Source organism: Rhizobacter sp. LjRoot28, from assembly GCF_964253025.1.
Classification (GTDB): Bacteria; Pseudomonadota; Gammaproteobacteria; order Burkholderiales; family Burkholderiaceae_C; genus Rhizobacter.
Window position 1 is genome coordinate 666210 of sequence record NZ_CAXUQC020000001.1, and the last position, 20598, is coordinate 686807.

Sequence of the window (20598 nt, forward strand, 5' to 3'; positions counted from 1 at the left end):
CCACCGCGCTCAGTTGAGCAATGCCACCTTCTCGGCGACCTCGGGCTTGAGCGAGGTCGTGGTGCGCACGACGCCGTCGGCCGTCGGCTCGGGCGAGGGCAGTTCGATGGGCGCCGGCTCGGACGACGCCACGGGCGGTGCCGAACTCAGCGGGGCGTTGAAGGGCACGGACTGCCCGTTGGACACGGCGCGCAGGTGGGCCTGCTCCGCCATCACCTTCCAGGCATAGCCGCCGTCGTCGGCCAGGTTGGCCGCGCCCACGTAGAAGCGCAGCCCGCCCTCGACGCTGCCGGCGCGGGAGATGCACTCCTTGAGCACGCGCACGCCCACCCGGAGGTTGGTCACCGGGTCGAACGCGGCATGGTTGCCGCCGAAAGGCTCGTACTTGTCGTCGTGCACGCGTGTCATCACCTGCATCAGGCCTTGCGCGCCGACGGGGCTTTGCGCGAAGGGATTGAAGCTCGACTCGATGGCCATGATGGCGAGGATCAGCGTCGGCTCGAGGTTGGCCTTGGCGCCGATGGCCCAGGCTTCCTTCACCAGGCGGCTCACCGGCTCGGGTGCCACGCGGTAGCGGCGCGAGATCCAGACCGCCACGGCGGCCTGTTGCTTGGTCAGTTCCTTGATGTCCGCCGCCGTGGCGCGCAGGATGGCACCAGGTTCGCTGATCGACGCAATGGCTTCGACCGTGCCTTCGGTCCGGGCCTCGTGGCGGGCCTGCAGCCAGCCGAGCGCCTTCGACTCGAAGGAGGCGCGCAGTTCGGCGCGGCCGGCCGCGAAGACCAGCAACGCCACCAGGGCGAAGCCCACCAGCGCGAACGTGTTGTGGCTCACCTCGAGCAGGCCGTGGCCCACGTCTTTCAGGAACACCTGGGTGCCACGGGCAACCGCCTGGACGGTGCCGGCCACGGGGGCCATTCGTTGACGCATGTTTCTCATGTCACTCCTGTCTCACCGCCCATCACCTCACAGCGGCACACCCAAGGGTGCCGGGCAGGGTGACGACGATAATTCGCCGACGTGCAGGCCCGGTTCGTTACAAACACAGGGCCAGCGTACGCCTTCTTCTCAGTGCGTGCGACCGGGTCAACGAGCGACCGGCGGCACGGGTAATCCCTGATCTGTGCCAGAGTGCGCGGATTCTAGGAAGCCATTTCATAATGCGTCAAGAATATGAAACTGGTTCAACATAAGAAATCAATATGAAGTACCGTGATTTGCGCGACTTTATGGCTGGACTTGAGCGCGAGGGTGAGCTTCGGCGCGTCGCGGAGCCGGTGTCCGTGCGGCTGGAGATGACCGCAGTCAGTGACAAGGTGCTGCGGGCCGGCGGGCCGGCGCTGTGGTTCCAGAAGCCCGACGGTTACAAGATGACGGCCCTGACCAACCTGTTCGGTACCCCGGCCCGCGTGGCCCGAGGCATGGGTGCTTCGAGCCTGGCGGAGTTGCGCGACGTGGGGCACGTGCTGGCGAGCCTGAAGGAGCCGGAGCCACCACGCGGTCTGAAGGACACCGGTCGGCTCATCCAGATGGCCAAGGCGCTCTGGGACATGAAGCCCTCGGCCGTGCGGCGAGCGCCGTGCCAGGAAGAAGTGCTGGCCGGCTCCGACGTCGACCTCGGCGAGCTTCCGGTCCAGACCTGCTGGCCGGGTGACGCCGGTCCGCTGATCACCTGGGGTCTCGTCATCACCCGGGGTCCGCAAGGCGTCGCGAACCCGCGCCGACGTCAGAACCTCGGCATCTACCGGCAACAGGTGATCGGCCGGCGTCAGGTGATCATGCGCTGGCTGGCACATCGTGGTGGCGCCCTCGACTTCCGGGATTTCGCCCGAGCGAACCCGGGCCAGCCGTTCCCCATTGCCGTGGCGCTGGGCGCTGACCCGGCGACGATCCTGGGCGCGGTGACGCCGGTGCCCGATTCGCTGTCCGAATACCAGTTCGCCGGCCTGCTGCGCGGCGGACGGACGGAGGTGGTCGACACCGCCGTCGGCGAAGCGGGCCAGATGCTCCAGGCCCCGGCCTCCGCCGAGATCGTGCTGGAGGGTTGCATTCCGCTGGCCGCCTCCGGCTTCACCGGCGTGAGTGAGCACGGCGTGCCCTTGAAGGAGGTGGGCGGCTACCTGCATGCGCTGGAAGGTCCGTTTGGTGACCATACCGGTTATTACAACGAGCAGGACTGGTTCCCGGTGTTCGAGGTGACCCGGCTCACCCGTCGGCGCGACCCGATCTACCACTCCACCTACACGGGCAAGCCGCCCGACGAGCCGGCGGTGCTGGGAGTGGCGCTCAACGAAGTGTTCGTCCCGATCCTGCAGAAGCAGTTTCCCGAGATCGTGGACTTCTACCTGCCGCCGGAGGGCTGCAGCTACCGGATGGCGATCGTCAGCATCCGCAAGAGCTATCCCGGGCATGCGAAGCGCCTGATGTTCGGCATCTGGAGCTTCCTGCGCCAGTTCATGTACACCAAGTTCATCGTGGTGACCGACGACGATGTCGACATCCGCAACTGGCAAGAGGTGATCTGGGCCATCACGACCCGCATGGACCCGGTGCGAGACACCACCCTGGTCGAGCAGACCCCGATCGACTACCTCGATTTCGCCTCGCCCGTCAGTGGCCTCGGCGGCAAGATGGGCCTGGACGCCACCAACAAGTGGCCCGGCGAGACTTCACGCGAGTGGGGTCGCACCATCACCATGGACGCTGAAGTCGAGGCGCGCGTAGCCGCTCTGGTGACGGCCGTGATGAAACCTGCTGAATGAGGTCGGCCCACCGATAGACAGAACCGGCTTGCCACCAGGGCTGCTGGCGACTAACTTACAGATGCCTGCCACGCAGGCAACACCCAAGTCGCAGTCTCTGCGCACAGGTGCCCCGGACTGATTCCTCCGGAGCTCCGAAATGGCGACGCCAGTCGCCCGCCCCTCCCGGCCACGCCGGGAGGGGTTTGTCATTTGGGTGGCGGCCAGTCGGCTCAGGCGCCGGCGGCCAATCCCACCAGCTCGTGCAGCGAGCGCGACACTTGCGTGAAGCCTTGGACCGACGGCATCCAGTCCAAGGCGCGGGTGCGCACCCCGGAGCCGAGGCCCATCGGGGCCGCCTGGATCGTGACCTGGCCGGCGGCTGCCGCCTCGAAAGCGCGAACCGAGCGTGGCATGTGGCTGCCGTGCGTCACGAGCACGATCTTCGTGATGCCCTGCGGCTTGAGCAGGGCGATGGTGCGAATGCCGTTCTCCCGCGTATCGCGCGAGGTGTCTTCCTGCCACTTGAGCGGGCGGCCGAACTCCTGCGACGCGATGCGCGCGGCAGCCTGTGCCTCAGGCTGCGCGTCGGACTGTCCCCAACCCAGGCCGCCGCTGTAGCCCACCGGCAGTCCCGTCTCGCGGCCGAGCCACAGGCCGTAGCGCAGGCGCTCGAGCGACGGGGCCGCGAGGTTGGTGACGCCGTATTCCGGGGCCAGCGGCTCGGCGCCGCCGCCGAGCACGATGATGGCGACCGGCTCACCGGCCTTGGCCGCCTTCTTCAGTGCAGCGATCTGGTCGACGGTCAGCGCCGCGGGCGTCTTGAGCGCCCAGCGGTTGAGCAGCTGCGCGGTGCCGTTGCTGGCACTCATCCACAGGCCGCTCACGCCCAGCAGCACGATGAACCAGCCCAGTCCGCGGCGCGGCAGGATGAGCCGCGCGCCGATCAGCACGAGCAGCAGGAATGGCACGGGTGGCAACAGCAGCACGCTGAAGACCGGTTTCCAGGATTCAATGCCCAGCAGGGCCAGCAAGTCGTTCATGCCGAGGGGCTTCGATGAAGCAGTGCGCGGTTGGGATGCGGATTGTCGGGCCGGGCCGGGCCGGACGATGGGGCGGCCACCGTGACAAATTCCCTGGGCGACCGCTTGTTGAGGCGGGCCGCACGGCGGAGGCAGTCGGCATGCTTCGGGGCGATGGACCGGTGGCGAGGGTGCGATGGCGCGCCCGCCCGGTCGAACCAGGGGGCCTTCCACGAGTCCGCTAGCGTGCCCGTGTCCGTGCGTGCGGTAGCGGGATCAACGGCAGGTCGGCACGGAGTGCAACCCGCACACGTGGCTCAGCGGGACCGGGCCTCGTAGATGGCCGCCGTGGTGTTGACCGCATGGGTTGCCACCTGGGCGAGGTTGGCCGCGATGACGTCGAGCGGGTAGGTGCCCGAGACTACGCCGCCATACGCGAACTCGAGGCCGACCACGTCGGGCGCGAGGCCCTCGATGGCGGCGATGAGCGCCTCCTCCAGCGACTCCAGGCCCTCGTCGTCGTACAGGGTCTCCGCTTCGACGCTCACGCGATAGGCGAAGACGGAAGGTTCGGTCTGGTCGATGTCGAGGCGGACGATCATGGCGGCGGAGGGCTGGATGAAACCCCGATTGTCCGCCTGTCCGGCCGCGTTCGCTCGCGGATAGCGACGCGCTGCCGCCCTGGCGGGCAGTCGCCCTCAGCAGGCCAGGCGATATCGCTCCTTGTAGATCACCTCCCGCGCGCGGGACAAGGCCTGCCTCAGCGCCGCTTCCGGCGAGGGCCAGCGGTGTCCGCAGGCAATGGACTCGTCGCGGTAGGCTTCGCGCGGCGGGCTGTCCGTGCCGCTGACCCGGCTCACGACCACGGCCGCGATGTAGCCATCGCCGCTGGGCCCTTCCAGTGCACCCGCGTAAATGCGGTAGTCGCCTTCCATTCGTTCATCGAAATGCATGATCAACTCCAGCTTCCGGCAGCTCCCTTGCCGGCCATCTGCAGATCATGTCGTGCGCAGGTTTGAACCTCCATCCACCATCCGGGTGCCACACCCGTGAGGGGGAGCCGCCGGCCAGGGGGACCTGCGAGAAGCCCCGACCCGCTGCGGGTCCTGCACGCGAGGGCGACGCGGCCTAGAATTTCGCGATGATCAGATACCTCCACACCATGGTGCGCGTCACCGACATCGAGCAGTCCCTCAGGTTCTACCGGGACGCCCTTGGCCTGCAGGAACTCTCGCGCCGCGACAACGAAGCGGGGCGCTTCACGCTGGTCTTCCTGGCGGCGCCTGGCAACACCGATGCGCAGGTCGAACTCACGCACAACTGGGACCCCGAGACCTACACCGGCGGTCGCAACTTCGGCCACCTGGCCTACGAGGTGGACGACATCTACGCCCATTGCCAGCGCCTCATGGACCACGGCGTGACCATCAACCGCCCCCCCCGGGACGGCCGCATGGCCTTCGTTCGTTCGCCCGACCAGATTTCCGTCGAGCTGCTGCAGAAAGGCGATGCCCTTGCGCCGACCGAGCCCTGGAAGTCCATGCCGAACGTCGGCGTGTGGTGAGCGGGGCGACGCGCGCGGCCTGACCGATGAACGGGGCCGGATTCACGGTCGCGTCATCAGTCCTTCGCACACTCGCGGGTTCAGCCGTTTCCACACTGACCCGACCCCGAGCCCGAAGGACCCCATGAGTAACGAACCGAGCCGCCGCCTCTTTCTCCGCAACGTCACCCTGGGCTCGATGGCCGTGGGCAGCGGCCTGCCCCTGGCCGCCTGCGGCGGTGACGACGACACGCCGGCGCCCATCGCGCCGGCCGTCAGCTACCAGCACGGCGTGGCCAGTGGCGACCCGCTCGCCGACCGCATCATGCTGTGGACCCGCGTGACCCCCGCGGCAGATGGCACCGTCCCCGTCCAGTGGGAGGTGGCGAGCGACGAGGCCTTCACCAAGGTGGTGAAGTCGGGCAGCACCGAGACGTCCGCCGAGCGCGACTACACCGTGAAGGTGGACGTCACCGGACTGTCCGCCGCGACGGTGTACCACTACCGCTTCGCGGTCGGCGCGCAGCGCTCCCCCGTGGGCCGCGCCCGCACGCTGCCCACGGGCACGGTGGATCGCGTGCGCCTGGCCGTGTTCTCGTGCTCGAACTACCCGGCGGGCTACTTCAACGTGTATGCGGCCGCCGCCCGTGACGGCGCCTTCGACGCCGCCGTGCACCTCGGCGACTACATCTATGAATACGGCGCAGGCGGATACGCGTCCGACACCGCGGCCGCCCTCGGCCGCCTGTCCGTGCCGCCGACCGAGATCATCCAGCTCTCCGACTACCGCCGCCGCTACGCCCAGTACCGCACCGATCCCGACCTGCAGGCGCTGCATGCGGCGATGCCGATGATCGCCGTCTGGGACGACCACGAGATCGCCAACGACACGTGGACGGGTGGCGCGGACAACCACACCGAGGGCACCGAAGGCGCCTTCGCGGTGCGCCGGGCCGCCGCCATCCAGGCGTATCACGAATGGATGCCGACCCGGCTGCCCGACCCGGCCCGTCCGGATGTCATCTACCGCTCGTTCGACTTCGGCAACCTGGTGTCGCTTCACATGCTCGACACGCGGAACATCGGCCGTGACCGCCAGGTCGACATGGCGGCCTATGTCGCGGGCGCAGCCCATGATCCGGCGCGCCAGCTGTTGGGGGCCGAACAGAATGCCTGGCTGAGCGCCCGGTTGCAGACCTCCACCGCCACCTGGCAGGTGCTGGGGCAGCAGGTCCTGATGGGCCGCATGATCATCCCGGCCTCGGTGGCCCAGAGTCCCGACCCGGTCACGATGACCGCGTACATCACCGCCGTGCAAACGCCGGCCGCCGCCCGTACCGCGGAGCAGCAGGCCCTCGTGGCGCAGCCCAAGGTGCCGTACAACCTCGACGCATGGGACGGCTACCAGGCCAACCGGGAGTCGGTGCTGGCTGCGGCTGCGGCGAACGACCGGAACCTGGTGGTGCTGTCGGGCGACACCCACAACGCCTGGGCGAGCGACCTGACCCTGGCGGCCGATGGCAGAAAGGTGGGCGTGGAGTTCGCCACCTCGTCGGTCAGCTCGCCGGGTTTCGAAGCCTACCTGCCGACCGTCAATCCGGCGCAGCTCAGCGGCGCCTTCCCGCTGCTGATCGACGACCTGGTCTACGCAGACACCAGCCGGCGCGGCTTCATGGTGCTGGAGGCCACGGCCGCCGAGGCGCGCGCCCAATGGGTGTATGTCGACACGATCAGCCAGCGCACGTTCACCACCGTGGTGGGCCAGCAACTGCGCACCTTGCCCGGTGCCGGCAACCGGCGCGTGGTCGCCGTGCCGGCCTGAGCGAACGCATGTTGCGCCCCGGCGATGCCGAGGCGCAACATGCGCCATTCGGTGATCAGGGACGCAGGCTCGCCGCTTCGCGGGCCAGCGCCGTGATGCGCGGCCAGTCCCTGGCTTCCAGCGCTTCGGCGGGCGTCAGCCACGAACCACCGCAGACGGGCACGTTGGGCAGGGCGAGAAACTCCGGGGCGGACTTCAAGCTGATGCCGCCCGTGGGGCAGAACATCACATCGGCGAACGGGCCGGCCAGCGCCTTCAACAGCGTGACGCCGCCGACCGCCGTCGCGGGAAAGAGCTTCAGAAAGGCATGGCCGTCGGCATTGGCTGCCATCACTTCACTGGCAGTCGAGACCCCCGGCAGCAGCGGCAGTTGCAGATCGCGGCAGGCCTGGCCGATCTCGGGGAGGTAGCCGGGGCTGACCGCGAAGCGGCATCCGGCGTCGCGGGCCGCCTGGGCGTCCGTCACGCTGCGCACGGTGCCGGCCCCGACGATGGCGTCCGGGACGGCGCGTGCAATCGCTTCGATGCACCGCAGCGCACCCCGCGTGCGCAGGGTGACCTCCAGTACCCGCACGCCGCCCGCCACCAGCGCTTCCGCCATGGGCACGGCGTCTTCCACCCGGTCGATGACGATCACCGGGATGACGGGCCCGAAGCCCACCAGGTCGAGCGCCTGCAGTCCTTCCGCGTCGTTCAAAGCCATGTCACCGCTCCTTCCTCGGCGGTGCGCACGTTGCGGCGCATGCCGCCGAAGAGCTCACGGCCGAGGCCATGGGCGTTGGTCTCGACGGCCGCGTCGCTGATGGTGGCGACCTCGCGGGACGCCCAGGTGGCGTCGTCCACCAGCGCCTGCAAGGTGCCCGCCTCGGCGTCGAGCCGGATGATGTCGCCGGTGCGCACCTTGCCGAGCGGGCCGTCGGCCAGCACCTCGGGGCTGACGTGGATGGCGGCAGGCACCTTGCCCGAGGCGCCGCTCATGCGGCCGTCGGTCACCAGCGCCACGCGGAAGCCCTTGCCCTGCAGCACCCCCAGCGGCGGCGTGAGCTTGTGCAGTTCCGGCATGCCGTTGGCGCGCGGGCCCTGGAAGCGAACGACGGCGACGAAATCATGCTCCAGCTCGCCGGCCTTGAAGGCGGCCAGCAGTTCCTCCTGCGAATCGAACACCCGCGCAGGCGCCTCGATGACATGGTGCGTTGCCGGCACGGCCGACACCTTGATCACCGCACGACCGAGGTTGCCGGTGAGCAGCTTGAGCCCGCCGGTCTCGCTGAAGGGCGCGTCGGCGCGACGAACGATGTGGTCGTCGCCGCTGTCGGGCGGAAGATCCCGCCAGGCCACTCGACCTTCGGCAGCCAGTTCGGGCAGCCGGCCGTAGTCGCGCAAGGTGTTGTGGGCCGACACCGTCGCCACGTCGGCGAACATGAAACCGCCGTCGATGAGCTCGCGGATCACGAAGCCCGGGCCGCCCGCCGCCTGGAACTGGTTCACGTCGGCGGCGCCATTGGGGTAGACGCGCGCCAGCAGGGGCACGGCTTCGGACAGTGCCGAGAAATCGCTCCAGTCGATGAGGATGCCCGCGGCACGCGCCACCGCCACCCAGTGGATGAGGTGGTTGGTGGAGCCGCCGGTGGCCAGCAGGGCCACCATGGCGTTGACGATCACCCGTTCGTCGACCTGGCGGCCGATCGGGGTGAAGCGGCCCTTCTGCGTGATCGCCAGCACATGGCGCACGGCCTCGCGGGTGAGGGCTTCGCGCAGGCCGTCGTGCGGATGGACGAAGGCGGCGCCGGGTACGTGCAGGCCCATGGCCTCCAGCAGCATCTGGTTGCTGTTGGCCGTGCCGTAGAAGGTGCAGGTGCCGGGGCCGTGGTACGCCGCCGACTCCGCGGCCAGCAGCTCCTCGCGGCCGACCAGGCCCTGGGCGAACTGCTCGCGCACCTTGGCCTTGTCGCTGTTGGGGAGGCCGGTCGACATCGGGCCGGCCGGCACGAAGACGCAGGGCAGGTGACCGAAGTGCAGGGCGCCGATCAACAGCCCCGGCACGATCTTGTCGCACACGCCGAGCAGCAGGGCGGCATCGAAGACGTCGTGCGTGAGCGCGATGGCGGTGCCCATCGCGATGTTGTCGCGCGAGAAGAGGCTCAGCTCCATGCCGGGCAGGCCCTGCGTCACGCCGTCGCACATGGCGGGCACACCGCCGGCCACCTGGGCGGTGATGCCGAGGCGATGGGCTTCGTCGCGGATGACGGCCGGGAAGCCCTCGTACGGCTGGTGCGCCGACAGCATGTCGTTGTAGGCGGTGACGATGCCGATGTGCGGTGCGCGTTCGGCCACGATGCGCAGCTTGTCGTTCGATGGCAGCGCCGCGAAGGCGTGGGCCACGTTGGCGCAGCCCATGCGGTCGCTGCCGCGGGGCCTCTGGATGGCGGCATCGACGCGGCGCAGGTAGGCACTGCGGGTCGCAGCGCTGCGCTCGGTGATCCGTTGGGTGACGTCGAGCAGGATTTGTTTCATGCGGTGACCCGTGGTGGATGGGCGTTGTGCGCCCGTGGCCGGCATTATCCGGCCGAGGGGCTCACTCTGCACGTGCCTGCGCGTTCTCCTTGCGCTGACCATCGGTCGACGCATCGGATGCCCGCCCGATCGGGGCACCCGGGGCCTTTCGCAGGCGCTCGATGAGGCCGGCGCAGTCCTGGGCGTGCTTGTCATCCGAGCCCGGATCGAGCAACGGCAGCAACGCGGCGGCCGGGTTGATCAAACCCAGCAACACGGCGAGGCCGGCCTTGCGCGCCAACGGCGCCTTCTCCAGCGAGATGTCCGGCTTGCTGAAGCTGCCTTTCACCCGCAGGGGGGTGCGCAGCGTGAGCGGACTGAAGTCGTTCGGCGAGACCACCGCGCGCAGGTCCATGGTCTCGTCGCGCAGGGACAGGCTTCCGTCCACCCACACGTTGGAGTCCTTGGTCTCGACCACCATCGCCCGCGGCTTGAGCTCTCCGTTGGTGGCCTTCAGGTCGACGAGCGCGCACTGCACCGGAAGGTCCTCGTCACCGCGAATGAGCACGCCCAGCAGTTCGGCCACGTCGATGCCGGCCGCCTCGACGGCCAGGTGGGAGATCTGGCCGCCACGCAGCGAGGTGCGCACCGAACCGTCCAGGCTCCCGAGGATCTGTGCCGTCGATCGCCCCTCGCCGGCCAGTTGCGCCCGACCGAACAGCCTGCCGCTGAGGTAGGGCGGTGCATCGCCTTCACGCTTCTGGTCGAGCCATCGCTCCAGCCGCACATCGCTCCAGCGCAGGTCGGTCTTCCACAGCGCGATCTTGCCGGTGCCGTCGAGCGAGATGTCACCGCGAACCGTGCCTTCGGCCGTGGCGGCCTCCAGGTCGGACAGGCGCAGCCGACCGCCCTGCAGGGTCAGGTGCGTCTTGAGGGGACTGAAGGGCAGGGCGAACAGGTCCCCCAGGTCCACCCGGTCGAAGGACATCAGCACGTTGGCATCCATCGCTCGCAGGGACGGCAGGTCGAATTCGCGGCTGGGAAGCACGCGGGCGCCCGGCACCGACGGCTTGGCATCGGGGCGGGGCGCCGGCTGGGCACCGATCGACGGCGCCAGGTCGACCAGCATCAGGTTGGGGCCGCGCACCTCGCCTGCCAGCAACGGCACCTTGCGCCGGGCATCGTAGGTGAGGGCGGCGCGCAGGCGGCTGGAACCCACGGTGGCCTGGTCAGCGACGAAGCGCCAGAGGTCGCCCTGCTTGGTAATCTTGCCGTCGATGACGAACGGACCGGTGGTGGGCAGAGTGACGCCGAGGGGTTCGCCGACTGCGCCGAGGGAAGGCCCGCTCACCTTGAGCGCGCCGCTCAAGCCGCTCAGTTGCAGCACGTCGGTCACCGTGCCGCGGAAGCGGATGGCGCTGCGGTTGCTGCGGATCTCGAACTGCACGGGGGTCGGTGCCGCGCCTTCGCCCGGCGCGAGCAGGGGCATCGCACCGGCCGCGGACAACTCGGCATTGACCTTGTAGCCACCGTAGGTGCCCTCTGCCTTGCCGACCAGTCCCGACACATCGTTGTCCGCCACCGAGCCCTCGGAAAGCCGCACCTGCCCCTGGATGTTCGCCCGCAGGGGCGCATCGACATAGTTCAGGCGGCCATCGCGCACGGTCAGTTCGCGGACGGTGGGCATGGCCATGCGTTCGTCCGGTTCGGCGGGGGCCGCAGCGGGGTCACCGAATTGCCAGGAGGCCCGGCCGTCCTTCAAGCGCTCGGCATTGACGGCCAGACGGTTGGCGCGGAGCAGTTCGATGTCGAGCGGATGGCCTTTGCGTGCCCGCCACAGCGCGCCATAGGACAGCCGCATCTCGGCGTCCTGCGCCTGCAGGAAAAATGGCTGCTGGCTCCAGACCGGCGCTGCGATCTGCAGCAGCGGCACCTTGACCGTGAGGCCGCCGAAGAAGCGAACAGTCGCGCCCTGGGTGGACGTCGAGTCTTCGGCTTCCCGCAGCAGCACCTCCCGGCGCAGCGTGTCGGTCAGGGCTTGTTCCACCGGCTTGGCCAGGAAGGGCCACCCGGCGATCTCGCAGGCGATGATCAGCGCGGTGAAGCTGCCCAGGCCAATGAGGAGCCATCGCAGCGCACGACGGCGGCGCGGCTTGGGGGCGGGCCTCGGCGAACCGGGCTCGGCGTTGGCGACGTCGGCGTGCTCGTCGCTCATCGGGGCAGGCCGTCGTGCCGAATGGACGGGCGGACGGACGTGAAGGGACAGGTCATGGGGATTCCGGGGCGGCGCATGGCAACAGGCCATGCCTGTTCCGCACGTTAGGCCGCCCCCGCCGGCGCGGTAATCAGTGGCTACCGGCAGCCGCTGTCGGGCTTGTCCTACCAGCCCGCCCGCGCAGCGTCAGGGTCACTGCAGCCGCATCTCCACACGCCGGGCCTGGGCCGCGTCCCCGCCGCCCGAGGTCTCGGCGGGCTTGTCGAGGATGATCTGCGAGGGGGACACCCCGTTGGCTTCCAGTGCATGGCGCACCTGCTCGGCGCGTCGCAGGGCCAGAACCTGGTTGGCCGCCCGGTCACCGCTGGCGTCATGGAAGCCCGAGACGGCAATCGTGGCACCTGCGTTGGAGCGGGCCGCCACCGCCACGCGGGACAGCACGTCGTTCGCTTCGGGTGGCAACTGATCGTCGCCCACTGCGAAATAGAGCGTCTCCACCGGCGACACCGCCATGGCGTCGGCCGGCACGTTGCTGGCCGCGGCGGAAGTCGAGGGCCGTGCCCGCGACACGCCGAAGCCGACGCTGCCGGCAACGACCGCCGCGACGAGCAGGGCCAGGAGGGTCAATGCGAACTTTTCCGCGCCGTCTTGCTGATCACTCATGCAGTTCTCCCCAGGGACAGCTTTTCATTCTAGAGTGTGCTTCCATGCAAACCGTGGCTCCGTTACGCCCCCTGCCGCCCCATCGGGAGCCGGCCCACCTGCTGTCGGTGGCCCGGGAAACCTGGGGTGGGCGTTCAGATCTCTGGGTGTTCGGCTATGCCTCGCTGATCTGGCGTCCGGAGTTCGAGGCGGCCGAGCAGCGCAGCGCCAAGGTGCATGGCTGGCATCGGGCCTTCCAGATGGCCTCACGGATCAACCGCGGCACGCCGGAGTGTCCTGGCCTGGTGTTCGCGCTCGTGGCAGGGGGCTCCTGCCGGGGCGTGGTCTACCGCATCGCCCGGGAGCGCGTGGAAGACGAACTGCCCCGCCTGTGGGCGCGCGAGATGCCCAACAGCGTGTATGACCCCCGCTGGCTGCCCTGTCAGACGACCGAGGGCGAGGTCACGGCGCTCGCCTTTACGCTCAGCCGCAGCAGCCCGAACTACACCGGTCCGATGGAGGATGCCCGCATGCTGGAGGTGTTGCGCCAGGCCTGTGGCCGGTACGGCACCACGCTGGCCTACCTGCTCGAGACGGCGCGCTGCCTGCGCAGCCGGGGTATCCATGACCGTGGCATCGAGCGCCTGGTGGCGCTCGCGCGGCAGCACGCGCTGACCGCTGACTGAAACCTCCGACCGGGCTTCCGGCCGCCGCCGTCCGCCCAGGGCGACTCGGGGTTCAGACCGAGTTCTGGAACGGCGACATGGCGTAGGTGGCGCGCACGTGCGTCAGGTCTTCGGCGGTGTCCACGTCGATCAGGACGCCGGGGTCATCCACCTCCACCACCTGGCCGGGGTAGCGGGCCACCAAGCGCCGCGCGCCTTCGTCACCGGTCAACCGGATCAGTTCGGAATAGAGTTCGGCGGAAAAGCCGACCGGGTGGCCGCGCTTGCCCTGGTGCTGGGCATAGGCCACGGGATGGTCCTCGAGCAGCCTGGCGACCAGCCGGAGGGTGGATGGCTGGACCAGCGGCATGTCCGCCGGCAGGATGAGCCAACCCGAGGCATCCGACCGCGCGGCGACGCCTGCGGCAATGGAGTAACCCATGCCGAGCTCCTGCCGTGCCGCCGGGCTGTCGGCTGCGGGAAGCAGGACGATGTCGCGGGTGGCCACGTGGTTGCTGACCAGTTCGGCCAGCGAGTCGGTGGTGACGACCACCACGGGGAGTTCGACCGCCAGCGCATTGGCCAGCGTGGTGGCGATCACCGTGGACGAACCGATGGCCTGCGTCAGCTTGTGCTGCAAGCCCTGGAACCGGCTCCCGCGGCCGGCCGCCAGGACAATCACCGCTGGCCGCGCTTTCATTCGGCCGCCCTTCCACATCGGTTGCGACCCGGCCGGGATGGGCGGGTCTATGGTTCCCAGAATGGGGCGTTTGCCCACTTCGATCCAGTGGGGGCATTACTTAAGGCCTTTACCTGAGAGGAGGCCAAGTCCCGCCGCGCCTCACTCAGGGATTTCCTATACTGGCCCGATGACCGACATCGCCGCGCTGCGCAAGAGTTACGAACGGGCCGAACTCGACGAGTCGGCCTCCGAAGCCGATCCCCTGCGCCAGTTCGGGCTGTGGTTCCAGCAGGCACTGGACGGACAGATCCCCGAACCCAACGCCATGACGGTGGCCACGGTGGGCGCCAACGGTCGCCCGTCCACGCGCATCGTGCTCATCAAGGGCTTCGATGTGCGCGGACTCGTCTGGTACACCAACTACGAAAGCCGCAAGGGGCGGGAGATCGAGGCACATCCGTTCGCCGCGCTTCAGTTCCACTGGGTGGAGCTCGAACGGGTGGTGCGCATCGAGGGCAGCGTGGAGAAGGTCAGCGCCGAGGAGTCCGACGCCTACTTCGCCAGCCGGCCACTCGACTCCCGCCTCGGGGCCTGGGCCTCGCCGCAGAGCCAGGTGGTCCATTCGCGGGCCGTGCTCGTGGCCAATGCGGCGAAGGCCGCTGCCCGCTTCGCCTTGCAGCCCCCGCGGCCGCCGCACTGGGGCGGCTACCGCCTCGTTCCCGACACCTGGGAATTCTGGCAAGGGCGCAAGTCACGCCTGCACGACCGACTGCGCTACCGCCTGGAAGCGGACGCGTGGGTGCGCGAGCGCCTCGCGCCCTAGTGGCGCACAGGCAACTGCCCGCGCGCCACCTTCCTCAGAAGCTGACCCGAACCCCGGCCTTGAGTGCGCGGCCCGGCAGCGGCGAGAGCCCGCGAACGGTGTCGATGCTGGCCGCGTTGTAGGCCAGGCGGTCGCCCACGTTGGTCAGCTTCACGAAGAAGAGCCCGTCCATCGAAGCGCCCTGCGAGAACCGGCGCGACAAGGCGAGGTTCACGAGGGTGTGCGACGGCGTTTCCCGGTCGGTCGACGGCACGCGCGTCTGGCGTGCCGCGTGTTCGACCTCGGCGCGACCCGTCCATCCGCCAGTGCCGACGGCCAGGCCCGCCGTCGCGCGCATCGGCGCCACGCGGGGCAGGGCTTCGCCACTGTCCAGGTTCTTGCCGCGGGTCAGGTCGATCTTGCCGGAGGCGTCCAGCGTCCAGGTGCCTTCGAGCAGGCGCGTGCGGCCTTCCAGCTCGACGCCCGACAGACGCGCCCGGACAGGGCGGAACACGTACTCGGGGACCTGTTCGGTGCCGCCGTCTTCGACGACGTCGATGTCGCGGCCGGAGGCGTCAAGAGAGATGTAGCGTGAAAAGCGCGTCGTGTAGGCGCCCAGTCGCACCTGCTGGTGCGGACCCTTCTTCCAGGCCACCGACACGTCGAGGTTGGTGCCTTTCTCGGTGCCGAGCGTGGGATCTCCGCGCTCGTAGGTCGCGGTTGCTGCGTGCACCCCGTTGGCAAAGAGCTCGAAGGCCGTGGGCGCGCGTTCGGTATGGCTCAGCGCCGCCGTCATCGACCAGGCGCTGTCGAACCGGTAGACGTTCGACAGCGAGGCACTGGCCAGTGAGAAGCGGCGGTCCGTTGCCGGACCGAAGCGCGCGTCCGCCGGATCGGCATCGCCCTCGGAGCCGACCTTCACCCGCTCGACACGGGCGCCCCCTTGCAAGGTTCCGCCCCGCCAGTCCAGTTCCTCGACGGCGAAGAGCGCGAGCTTGCGCGTCGACGTGGTCGGCACGAACGCTTCCTCGCCCAGGGCCGAGAAGTCCACGTCTTCTGCCTGCACGCCCACCACGCCGCGCACGGGTCCGAGCGGGGCGTGCTCGGCCTGCAGCCGCAGTTCGGTGCCGCGCGTGCGGAAGGTGGTGCCGATCTCGCCGCTGCCCTCGATCTCCTCGTGGTGATAGTCGGTGTGGTTCAGCTGTGCCTGCAGTTTGCGCAGGGGCCCGCCGAGGTCGCGCACTTCGCCGGACCAGGCGACGTGGTCGCGCTTCATGCGGATGCGCACGTCCGGCTCGACCACGACCCCGTAGTTGCTCTTGTACGTGTCCACCGACAGGCCGGTCTGCCCATGATCGAAGAACAACGAGGCGCCGAGCGCGCCGCCCTGGGCGCGGCTCGACGAGTTGCGCACCCGGTCGGTCGACTCGAGAGGCGTGCCATCCTCGACGGGCACGTGATCCGGCACGCTCAGGTCCTCGGTGTCGCGTCCGAAGGCGTCAACGTGCCAGGTGATCGCTTCGGTGCCGCCCTCGATGACAGCGGCGGCGCCCAGCTCGCGCTCGGCGCCGCCGGCTCTCACTTCGGCCGTGCCGGACAGGCCTTTCAGGGGCTGGCGGGGGATGCGGTTGTCCATCGCGTTCACCACACCGCCGATCGCGTTGCCGCCGTACAGCAGTGCGGCCGGACCGCGCAGCACTTCGATTCGGTCGACCACCAGCGGGTCGATGGGCACGGCGTGGTCGAAGCTGAGGGTGGCTGCGTCGAGCGCCGCGCCTCCGTTGCCCAGCACGCGGACCCGGTCGCCGTCGAGCCCGCGGATGACGGGGCGGCTGGCATTCGGTCCGAAGTAGGACGACGAGACCCCGGGCAGGCCGGTCAGGGTCTCGCCCAGCGAGCTGGCGCGACGCAGGGTCAGCGCGTCGCCGGCCAGCACGCTCGTCGGTGCGGCGATCTCGGGCGAGCCGAGCGGGTTGCCGGTCACGACGACGGGGTCGAGCCGCGCGGGCACGGGTTCGGTGGACTGGGCGCGGGCGCCGCTCGAGAAGGCGAGCGCCAATGCCGCGGGCAGCGCCAGGGGGCGCAGGAAGGAATGGGAAACCATGGAAACGTTCTCTCGCAAGGAAACACGCCGCTCGGGTCGAGCGGGCGCAAGCGCCGGTTCCGGCTCAGCCGGAACGGCGGGGTGGCAGCGTGGGCTCAGGCGAGTGAAGGCGGCCCGCGCGCCAGGAAGGCGCGCAGCCGCAGGGCCAGCGGCGTGGCCGCTGGCGAAGGGTGGGTGGTGGATGGTGTCGTGCCGGCCTGCTCCGGCAACGATGGCAAGGGCGCCAGATCGCTGGCGCCGAGCTGGTCGAACAGTCGACATTCAGCGGGGGTGTGCTCTCCGAAGGCCGACTCGGCCGCCTCGGCCGACGACGTGGCGTCGCCCTGCGCGACCACGACGGCGATGGGTTCGACGTCCCGGTGCGCGTGACCGTGGGCGTGACGGTGAACCAGGGCCAGCGTCTGCGCGAGCAACAGCAGCGCGATCGCGCATGGCACGAGCCAGGCGCGAAGGCGGTGTCGGGGCAGGCGGGTGCGGATCATCCGGCAGGCAGGGCAGGTACGGGCAACGGGGGACGATGGCGGCTGCCGAGGCAGAGGGAGAAGAGAAGGTCGGGCACGAGGCGCTTGATCGTCGAGCCATCGGGAGGCGCCGGACCTGCCGGGTGGCGAGCTGCCCGCGCCTGACGAGCCGCGCCGAACCGCTCGCCCACACTCCCGTCATCTTGCCATGCGTGTCAAGCGGTTGACGAGGCCTGCCGCACGTGGCGCGAGAAGGTCTTGCGGAACTTCTCCACCTTGGGCGCCACGACAAAGGCGCAGTAGCCCTGGTCCGGGTGGTTGGCGAAGTAATGCTGGTGGTAGGCCTCGGCACGCGAGTAGTTGGCCAGCGGCGCCAGTTCGGTGACGATGGGTCCGCTGCACGCGCCGCTGGCCACCAGCTCACCCAGCACCTCGCGCGCGGTGCGTTCATGCGCAGGGGATTCGTAATAGATCCCCGAGCGGTATTGGGTGCCCACGTCGTTGCCCTGCCGGTTGAGAGTGGTCGGGTCATGCACCACGAAGAAGATCTCGAGCACCTGGTGCAGCCCGATGCGGGCCGGATCGAAGGTCACCCGGACCACCTCGGCGTAGCCGGTGTCGCCCGTGCAGACCTGCTCGTAGGTCGGATTCTTGACGTGGCCGTTGCAATAGCCCGATTCCACGGCCACCACGCCCTCCACCTGCTCGAACACGGCCTCCACGCACCAGAAGCAGCCGCCGCCGAGAGTGATGGTTTCCGTGGTCGTGTTCATCTGTTGCCCCTGTGGTGTTGAGGTGGCCACGGCGAATCGGCGCGGATCTGCGCGGGTGCTGCTGGCCGGTGGACATGGCATTCTGCGGCAAGGCCAACGCCCCGCCAATGACATGGGGCATTCGGGCGGCCCCGTTTCAACGTCGCGCGGGAACGGGCCTCAGGAGCCAACCCAGTGCCCCGGCGGCGGCCAGGCCGGCCGCCATTCCCATGCCGTCAGCCAGCAGGTCGGCCCATTCGCATTGCCGGCCAGGCACGAAGGCCTGCCCCATCTCGATGCCTGCGCCCACGGCCAGCAATGCCGCCCCCAGCGCAGCCCAGGCAGCCGTGCCTCCGCGAAACGCGAAGCGGCCGCTGAAGGCGAGGGCGGCAAACGCGGCTGCATGGTTCAGCTTGTCCCACCCGCCCGAGAGCGCCTGAGGCGGTTGCGGTGCGAGCGCCAAGGCCAGCACGGCCAGCAGCAACGCCGTGAACAGCAGGCGCCAGCCCCGAACGGCGGCAGGGGACGGGATGGTGGGGTCGGGTGGGGCCATGGGGAGAGAAGGTTCGATGGATCATGAGCAGCCGCAGTCGTTCGGGGCATCCGAGGACCAAGGCGACCCCGGCAGTGTGCCCTCAGTCCACGCGCCGGCCCGCGTGCAGGGGAATGTCGCCACCTGACCAGCAGGTAAAGTGCGGCCCTTCGCTGCCCGGCCCCGCCGGCCCGTGCACCTCCGCCCATGACAACTGCTCCCGACCATCCTGCCTATCGCCCTGACATCGACGGGCTGCGTGCCGTGGCGGTCATCTCGGTCGTGCTGTTCCATGCCGACCCGGACCTGCTGCGCGGCGGGTTCGTCGGGGTCGACATCTTCTTCGTCATCTCGGGCTTCCTGATCTCGTCCATCATCGCGGGCGGTCTTGCCCGGGGCAGCTTCACCTACCGCGAGTTCTACCGTCGCCGCGTGCGACGCATCTTTCCCGCCCTGGTGCTGGTGCTGGCCACCTGCCTCGCCGCCGGATGGTTCCTCCTGCTGGCCGGCGACTACCGCGCGCTCGGATGGCAGACGCTCGGTGGCGCGGGCTTCCTGTCGAACCTCCTGCTCTGGCGTGAAGCCGGCTACTTCGACACCGCCTCCGAATACAAGCCACTGCTGCACCTGTGGAGCCTCGCCATCGAGGAACAGTTCTACATCGTCTGGCCGGTGGTGCTGGCCCTCGTCTGGCGGCGTCGGTGGCGTCCATTGCCGGTGCTGGCGGCGCTCGCGGCGATGTCGTTCGCCGCCAACGTGCTCGGCATCGCCGAGCATCCGTCGGCCACGTTCTTCGCCCCCTGGACCCGTGCCTGGGAGCTCATTGCAGGTGCATGGCTCGCGCTCGCGATGCAGCAGCGCCCCGAGTGGTTCGCCAGGGGCCGCGAGTGGCGGTCAGGCCTGGGCGCCGTGCTGGTGCTGGTCGCGATCACCGCCACGTCACGGGAGAAGGCCTTTCCCGGCTGGTGGGCGCTGCTGCCCGTACTCGGGGCGGCGCTGCTCATCTCGGCGGGTCCGCAGGCGCGCGTCAACCGCGTGCTGCTGTCACATCGGCTGGCCGTCTGGTTCGGGCACATCAGCTACCCGCTCTACCTCTGGCACTGGCCCTTGCTGGCGTTGGCGCTGACGGCGAACCACTACACACCGTTGTCCGACCCGACGCGTGCCGGCCTCGTGCTGCTTGCCGTCCTGCTGGCGTGGCTTACCACCCGCCTCCTGGAGACGCCCATCCGCCGGGCGCCGCAGCGTCCGGTCACCCCACTGCTCGCGGCCTACGTGGCCGTCGCGGCCCTGGCCGGCGCGGTGGTGCTCGCGGAGGGACTGCCGCGGCGCGGCGTCCACGATGACGAGGTGCGCGTCTTCCTCGATCGCTACGCCAAGCTGCACAAGTTCGGCTTGTCGGACGCCTATGAGGAACGGTGCGACTTTTACGATTGGCCCACCGGTGGCCGCAAGCCGGCCATCGACCCGGCCTGCACGGCCGTTGGCCCCGGCCGCCCGGTCTACCTGCTGTGGGGCGACTCCCACGCCCAGGCCCTCGCCCACGGCATCCGACGTGAACTGTCGCCCGGCGTCGACCTCGCGGTGGTGGCCACGAGCGGCTGCACGCCGACGCTCGACGATGCCCGCTCGAATGCCACCTGCCGGGCAGGCAACACGACGGCGCGGGCGTTCATCGAGCGCGAGCGACCACGGCGTGTGTTCATGGCCCAGCGCGAGAAGCACGAGCTGACCGACTGGCACGCCATGGCCCGCTACATCGCGGCGCATGGTGGCCAACTCGTGCTCCTGGGGCCGACGCCGCAGTGGCGCCCCTCGCTGCCCGTCATCGTGGCGCGTGACCTGCGCGCTACGGCGAGCCACGTGGCCGAGGGGCTCGATGGCGCGGTGCTCGAAACCGACCGACGCCTGCAAGCGCAGTTGACCGACTCGCCCGTCACCTACGTGTCGCTCATCAAGGCGCTCTGTGAAGGATCCGCTTGTCGCGCCCGCATCCGCAATGACGACGGCGAGCCGGACCTCCTTGTCGTCGACTACGGTCACCTGACGCCGGCCGGGTCGGTGCATGCGGCGCGCGAGGCACTGGCGCCCTGGCTCGGCGCGCCGCCCTGATCCGCCGCGC

19 protein-coding genes are annotated in these 20598 nt (G+C 69.5%); 6 read left to right on the plus strand and 13 right to left on the minus strand.

Translation table 11 applies throughout. The features are described 5' to 3' along the window. Nucleotides 1–9: 9 nt before the first annotated feature. Nucleotides 10–930, minus strand: coding sequence for a transglycosylase SLT domain-containing protein (locus ACSQ2F_RS03195; protein WP_436026719.1), 921 nt, complete (start codon nucleotides 928–930; stop codon nucleotides 10–12). 272 nt (nucleotides 931–1202) lie between these two features. On the opposite strand from ACSQ2F_RS03195, the gene ACSQ2F_RS03200 reads away from it, so the two are divergent. Further along, nucleotides 1203–2762: a UbiD family decarboxylase gene (locus tag ACSQ2F_RS03200; protein WP_436019700.1), complete on the plus strand. Its 1560-nt coding sequence runs from the start codon at nucleotides 1203–1205 to the stop codon at nucleotides 2760–2762. A gap of 212 nt (nucleotides 2763–2974) precedes the next feature. On the opposite strand, the gene ACSQ2F_RS03205 is transcribed toward ACSQ2F_RS03200, so the two are convergent. The 3 genes from ACSQ2F_RS03205 to ACSQ2F_RS03215 form a co-directional block, all read right to left on the minus strand. After that, complete coding sequence (locus ACSQ2F_RS03205; protein WP_436019702.1) at nucleotides 2975–3784, minus strand: YdcF family protein; 810 nt, start codon at nucleotides 3782–3784, stop codon at nucleotides 2975–2977. Nucleotides 3785–4080: 296 nt separating this feature from the next. Further along, entirely contained in the window at nucleotides 4081–4365 is a 285-nt protein-coding gene (locus ACSQ2F_RS03210) for a hypothetical protein (RefSeq protein ID WP_436019704.1), read from the minus strand. 96 nt (nucleotides 4366–4461) lie between these two features. Continuing rightward, nucleotides 4462–4716: a hypothetical protein gene (locus ACSQ2F_RS03215; protein ID WP_436019706.1), complete on the minus strand. Its 255-nt coding sequence runs from the start codon at nucleotides 4714–4716 to the stop codon at nucleotides 4462–4464. Nucleotides 4717–4904: 188 nt separating this feature from the next. On the opposite strand from ACSQ2F_RS03215, the gene ACSQ2F_RS03220 reads away from it, so the two are divergent. Both ACSQ2F_RS03220 and ACSQ2F_RS03225 read left to right on the plus strand, forming a co-directional pair. After that, complete coding sequence (locus tag ACSQ2F_RS03220; RefSeq protein WP_436019708.1) at nucleotides 4905–5327, plus strand: VOC family protein; 423 nt, start codon at nucleotides 4905–4907, stop codon at nucleotides 5325–5327. A 124-nt stretch (nucleotides 5328–5451) separates the two neighbouring features. After that, nucleotides 5452–7128 (plus strand): alkaline phosphatase D family protein, encoded by a 1677-nt coding sequence (locus tag ACSQ2F_RS03225; RefSeq protein WP_436019710.1) that lies wholly within the window; start codon nucleotides 5452–5454, stop codon nucleotides 7126–7128. Nucleotides 7129–7183: 55 nt separating this feature from the next. On the opposite strand, the gene eda is transcribed toward ACSQ2F_RS03225, so the two are convergent. The 4 genes from eda to ACSQ2F_RS03245 all read right to left on the minus strand — a co-directional run bounded on the left by eda (nucleotide 7184) and on the right by ACSQ2F_RS03245 (nucleotide 12499). Beyond that, nucleotides 7184–7831 (minus strand): bifunctional 4-hydroxy-2-oxoglutarate aldolase/2-dehydro-3-deoxy-phosphogluconate aldolase, encoded by a 648-nt coding sequence (eda, locus tag ACSQ2F_RS03230; RefSeq protein ID WP_436019712.1) that lies wholly within the window; start codon nucleotides 7829–7831, stop codon nucleotides 7184–7186. Continuing rightward, complete coding sequence (edd, locus tag ACSQ2F_RS03235) at nucleotides 7822–9642, minus strand: phosphogluconate dehydratase (RefSeq protein WP_436019714.1); 1821 nt, start codon at nucleotides 9640–9642, stop codon at nucleotides 7822–7824. The genes eda and edd overlap by 10 nt, the downstream gene beginning before the upstream one ends. A gap of 61 nt (nucleotides 9643–9703) precedes the next feature. After that, entirely contained in the window at nucleotides 9704–11836 is a 2133-nt protein-coding gene (locus tag ACSQ2F_RS03240; protein ID WP_436019716.1) for an AsmA family protein, read from the minus strand. Nucleotides 11837–12028: 192 nt separating this feature from the next. Continuing rightward, nucleotides 12029–12499 carry an OmpA family protein gene (locus ACSQ2F_RS03245; RefSeq protein WP_436019718.1) on the minus strand — a complete coding sequence of 157 codons (471 nt, stop codon included), beginning with the start codon at nucleotides 12497–12499 and terminating at the stop codon, nucleotides 12029–12031. 44 nt (nucleotides 12500–12543) lie between these two features. Between ACSQ2F_RS03245 and ACSQ2F_RS03250 the strand changes: the two genes are divergently transcribed. Then, on the plus strand, nucleotides 12544–13164 hold the full coding sequence (locus ACSQ2F_RS03250) for a gamma-glutamylcyclotransferase (protein WP_436019720.1): 621 nt from the start codon (nucleotides 12544–12546) through the stop codon (nucleotides 13162–13164). Nucleotides 13165–13216: 52 nt separating this feature from the next. Here the strand turns inward: ACSQ2F_RS03250 and ACSQ2F_RS03255 are convergent, their stop codons facing one another. Continuing rightward, nucleotides 13217–13843: a nucleotidyltransferase family protein gene (locus tag ACSQ2F_RS03255; RefSeq protein ID WP_436019722.1), complete on the minus strand. Its 627-nt coding sequence runs from the start codon at nucleotides 13841–13843 to the stop codon at nucleotides 13217–13219. Nucleotides 13844–14012: 169 nt separating this feature from the next. Between ACSQ2F_RS03255 and pdxH the strand changes: the two genes are divergently transcribed. Beyond that, nucleotides 14013–14648 (plus strand): pyridoxamine 5'-phosphate oxidase, encoded by a 636-nt coding sequence (pdxH, locus tag ACSQ2F_RS03260; protein ID WP_436019724.1) that lies wholly within the window; start codon nucleotides 14013–14015, stop codon nucleotides 14646–14648. A 34-nt stretch (nucleotides 14649–14682) separates the two neighbouring features. Here pdxH and ACSQ2F_RS03265 read toward each other — a convergent pair whose 3' ends face one another. The 4 genes from ACSQ2F_RS03265 to ACSQ2F_RS03280 all read right to left on the minus strand — a co-directional run bounded on the left by ACSQ2F_RS03265 (nucleotide 14683) and on the right by ACSQ2F_RS03280 (nucleotide 18497). Further along, nucleotides 14683–16731: a TonB-dependent receptor gene (locus ACSQ2F_RS03265; protein WP_436019726.1), complete on the minus strand. Its 2049-nt coding sequence runs from the start codon at nucleotides 16729–16731 to the stop codon at nucleotides 14683–14685. Nucleotides 16732–16826: 95 nt separating this feature from the next. Beyond that, nucleotides 16827–17213, minus strand: coding sequence for a hypothetical protein (locus ACSQ2F_RS03270; RefSeq protein WP_436019728.1), 387 nt, complete (start codon nucleotides 17211–17213; stop codon nucleotides 16827–16829). A 194-nt stretch (nucleotides 17214–17407) separates the two neighbouring features. Then, nucleotides 17408–17965, minus strand: coding sequence for a peptide-methionine (S)-S-oxide reductase MsrA (gene msrA / locus ACSQ2F_RS03275; RefSeq protein ID WP_436019730.1), 558 nt, complete (start codon nucleotides 17963–17965; stop codon nucleotides 17408–17410). Between the two features lie 136 nt (nucleotides 17966–18101). After that, nucleotides 18102–18497, minus strand: a complete 396-nt coding sequence (locus ACSQ2F_RS03280; protein WP_436019732.1) for a VanZ family protein — start codon at nucleotides 18495–18497, stop codon at nucleotides 18102–18104. Nucleotides 18498–18683: 186 nt separating this feature from the next. Here ACSQ2F_RS03280 and ACSQ2F_RS03285 point away from each other — a divergent pair, with 186 nt between their 5' ends. Then, nucleotides 18684–20588, plus strand: a complete 1905-nt coding sequence (locus ACSQ2F_RS03285; protein WP_436019734.1) for an acyltransferase family protein — start codon at nucleotides 18684–18686, stop codon at nucleotides 20586–20588. Nucleotides 20589–20598 lie beyond the last annotated feature (10 nt).

Excerpts from the sequence above, each read along its gene's own strand:
- edd (WP_436019714.1), bottom strand. The coding sequence starts at position 9,642 with ATGAAACAAATCCTGCTCGACGTCACCCAACGGATCACCGAGCGCAGC.
- ACSQ2F_RS03265 (WP_436019726.1), bottom strand. The coding sequence starts at position 16,731 with ATGGTTTCCCATTCCTTCCTGCGCCCCCTGGCGCTGCCCGCGGCATTG.
- ACSQ2F_RS03220 (WP_436019708.1), top strand. The coding sequence starts at position 4,905 with ATGATCAGATACCTCCACACCATGGTGCGCGTCACCGACATCGAGCAG.
- ACSQ2F_RS03285 (WP_436019734.1), top strand. The coding sequence starts at position 18,684 with ATGACAACTGCTCCCGACCATCCTGCCTATCGCCCTGACATCGACGGG.
- ACSQ2F_RS03225 (WP_436019710.1), top strand. The coding sequence starts at position 5,452 with ATGAGTAACGAACCGAGCCGCCGCCTCTTTCTCCGCAACGTCACCCTG.
- ACSQ2F_RS03210 (WP_436019704.1), bottom strand. The coding sequence starts at position 4,365 with ATGATCGTCCGCCTCGACATCGACCAGACCGAACCTTCCGTCTTCGCC.
- ACSQ2F_RS03205 (WP_436019702.1), bottom strand. The coding sequence starts at position 3,784 with ATGAACGACTTGCTGGCCCTGCTGGGCATTGAATCCTGGAAACCGGTC.
- ACSQ2F_RS03255 (WP_436019722.1), bottom strand. The coding sequence starts at position 13,843 with ATGAAAGCGCGGCCAGCGGTGATTGTCCTGGCGGCCGGCCGCGGGAGC.
- ACSQ2F_RS03195 (WP_436026719.1), bottom strand. The coding sequence starts at position 930 with ATGCGTCAACGAATGGCCCCCGTGGCCGGCACCGTCCAGGCGGTTGCC.
- ACSQ2F_RS03280 (WP_436019732.1), bottom strand. The coding sequence starts at position 18,497 with ATGGCCCCACCCGACCCCACCATCCCGTCCCCTGCCGCCGTTCGGGGC.
- ACSQ2F_RS03200 (WP_436019700.1), top strand. The coding sequence starts at position 1,203 with ATGAAGTACCGTGATTTGCGCGACTTTATGGCTGGACTTGAGCGCGAG.
- eda (WP_436019712.1), bottom strand. The coding sequence starts at position 7,831 with ATGGCTTTGAACGACGCGGAAGGACTGCAGGCGCTCGACCTGGTGGGC.
- ACSQ2F_RS03245 (WP_436019718.1), bottom strand. The coding sequence starts at position 12,499 with ATGAGTGATCAGCAAGACGGCGCGGAAAAGTTCGCATTGACCCTCCTG.
- msrA (WP_436019730.1), bottom strand. The coding sequence starts at position 17,965 with ATGAACACGACCACGGAAACCATCACTCTCGGCGGCGGCTGCTTCTGG.
- pdxH (WP_436019724.1), top strand. The coding sequence starts at position 14,013 with ATGACCGACATCGCCGCGCTGCGCAAGAGTTACGAACGGGCCGAACTC.
- ACSQ2F_RS03250 (WP_436019720.1), top strand. The coding sequence starts at position 12,544 with ATGCAAACCGTGGCTCCGTTACGCCCCCTGCCGCCCCATCGGGAGCCG.
- ACSQ2F_RS03240 (WP_436019716.1), bottom strand. The coding sequence starts at position 11,836 with ATGAGCGACGAGCACGCCGACGTCGCCAACGCCGAGCCCGGTTCGCCG.
- ACSQ2F_RS03215 (WP_436019706.1), bottom strand. The coding sequence starts at position 4,716 with ATGCATTTCGATGAACGAATGGAAGGCGACTACCGCATTTACGCGGGT.
- ACSQ2F_RS03270 (WP_436019728.1), bottom strand. The coding sequence starts at position 17,213 with ATGATCCGCACCCGCCTGCCCCGACACCGCCTTCGCGCCTGGCTCGTG.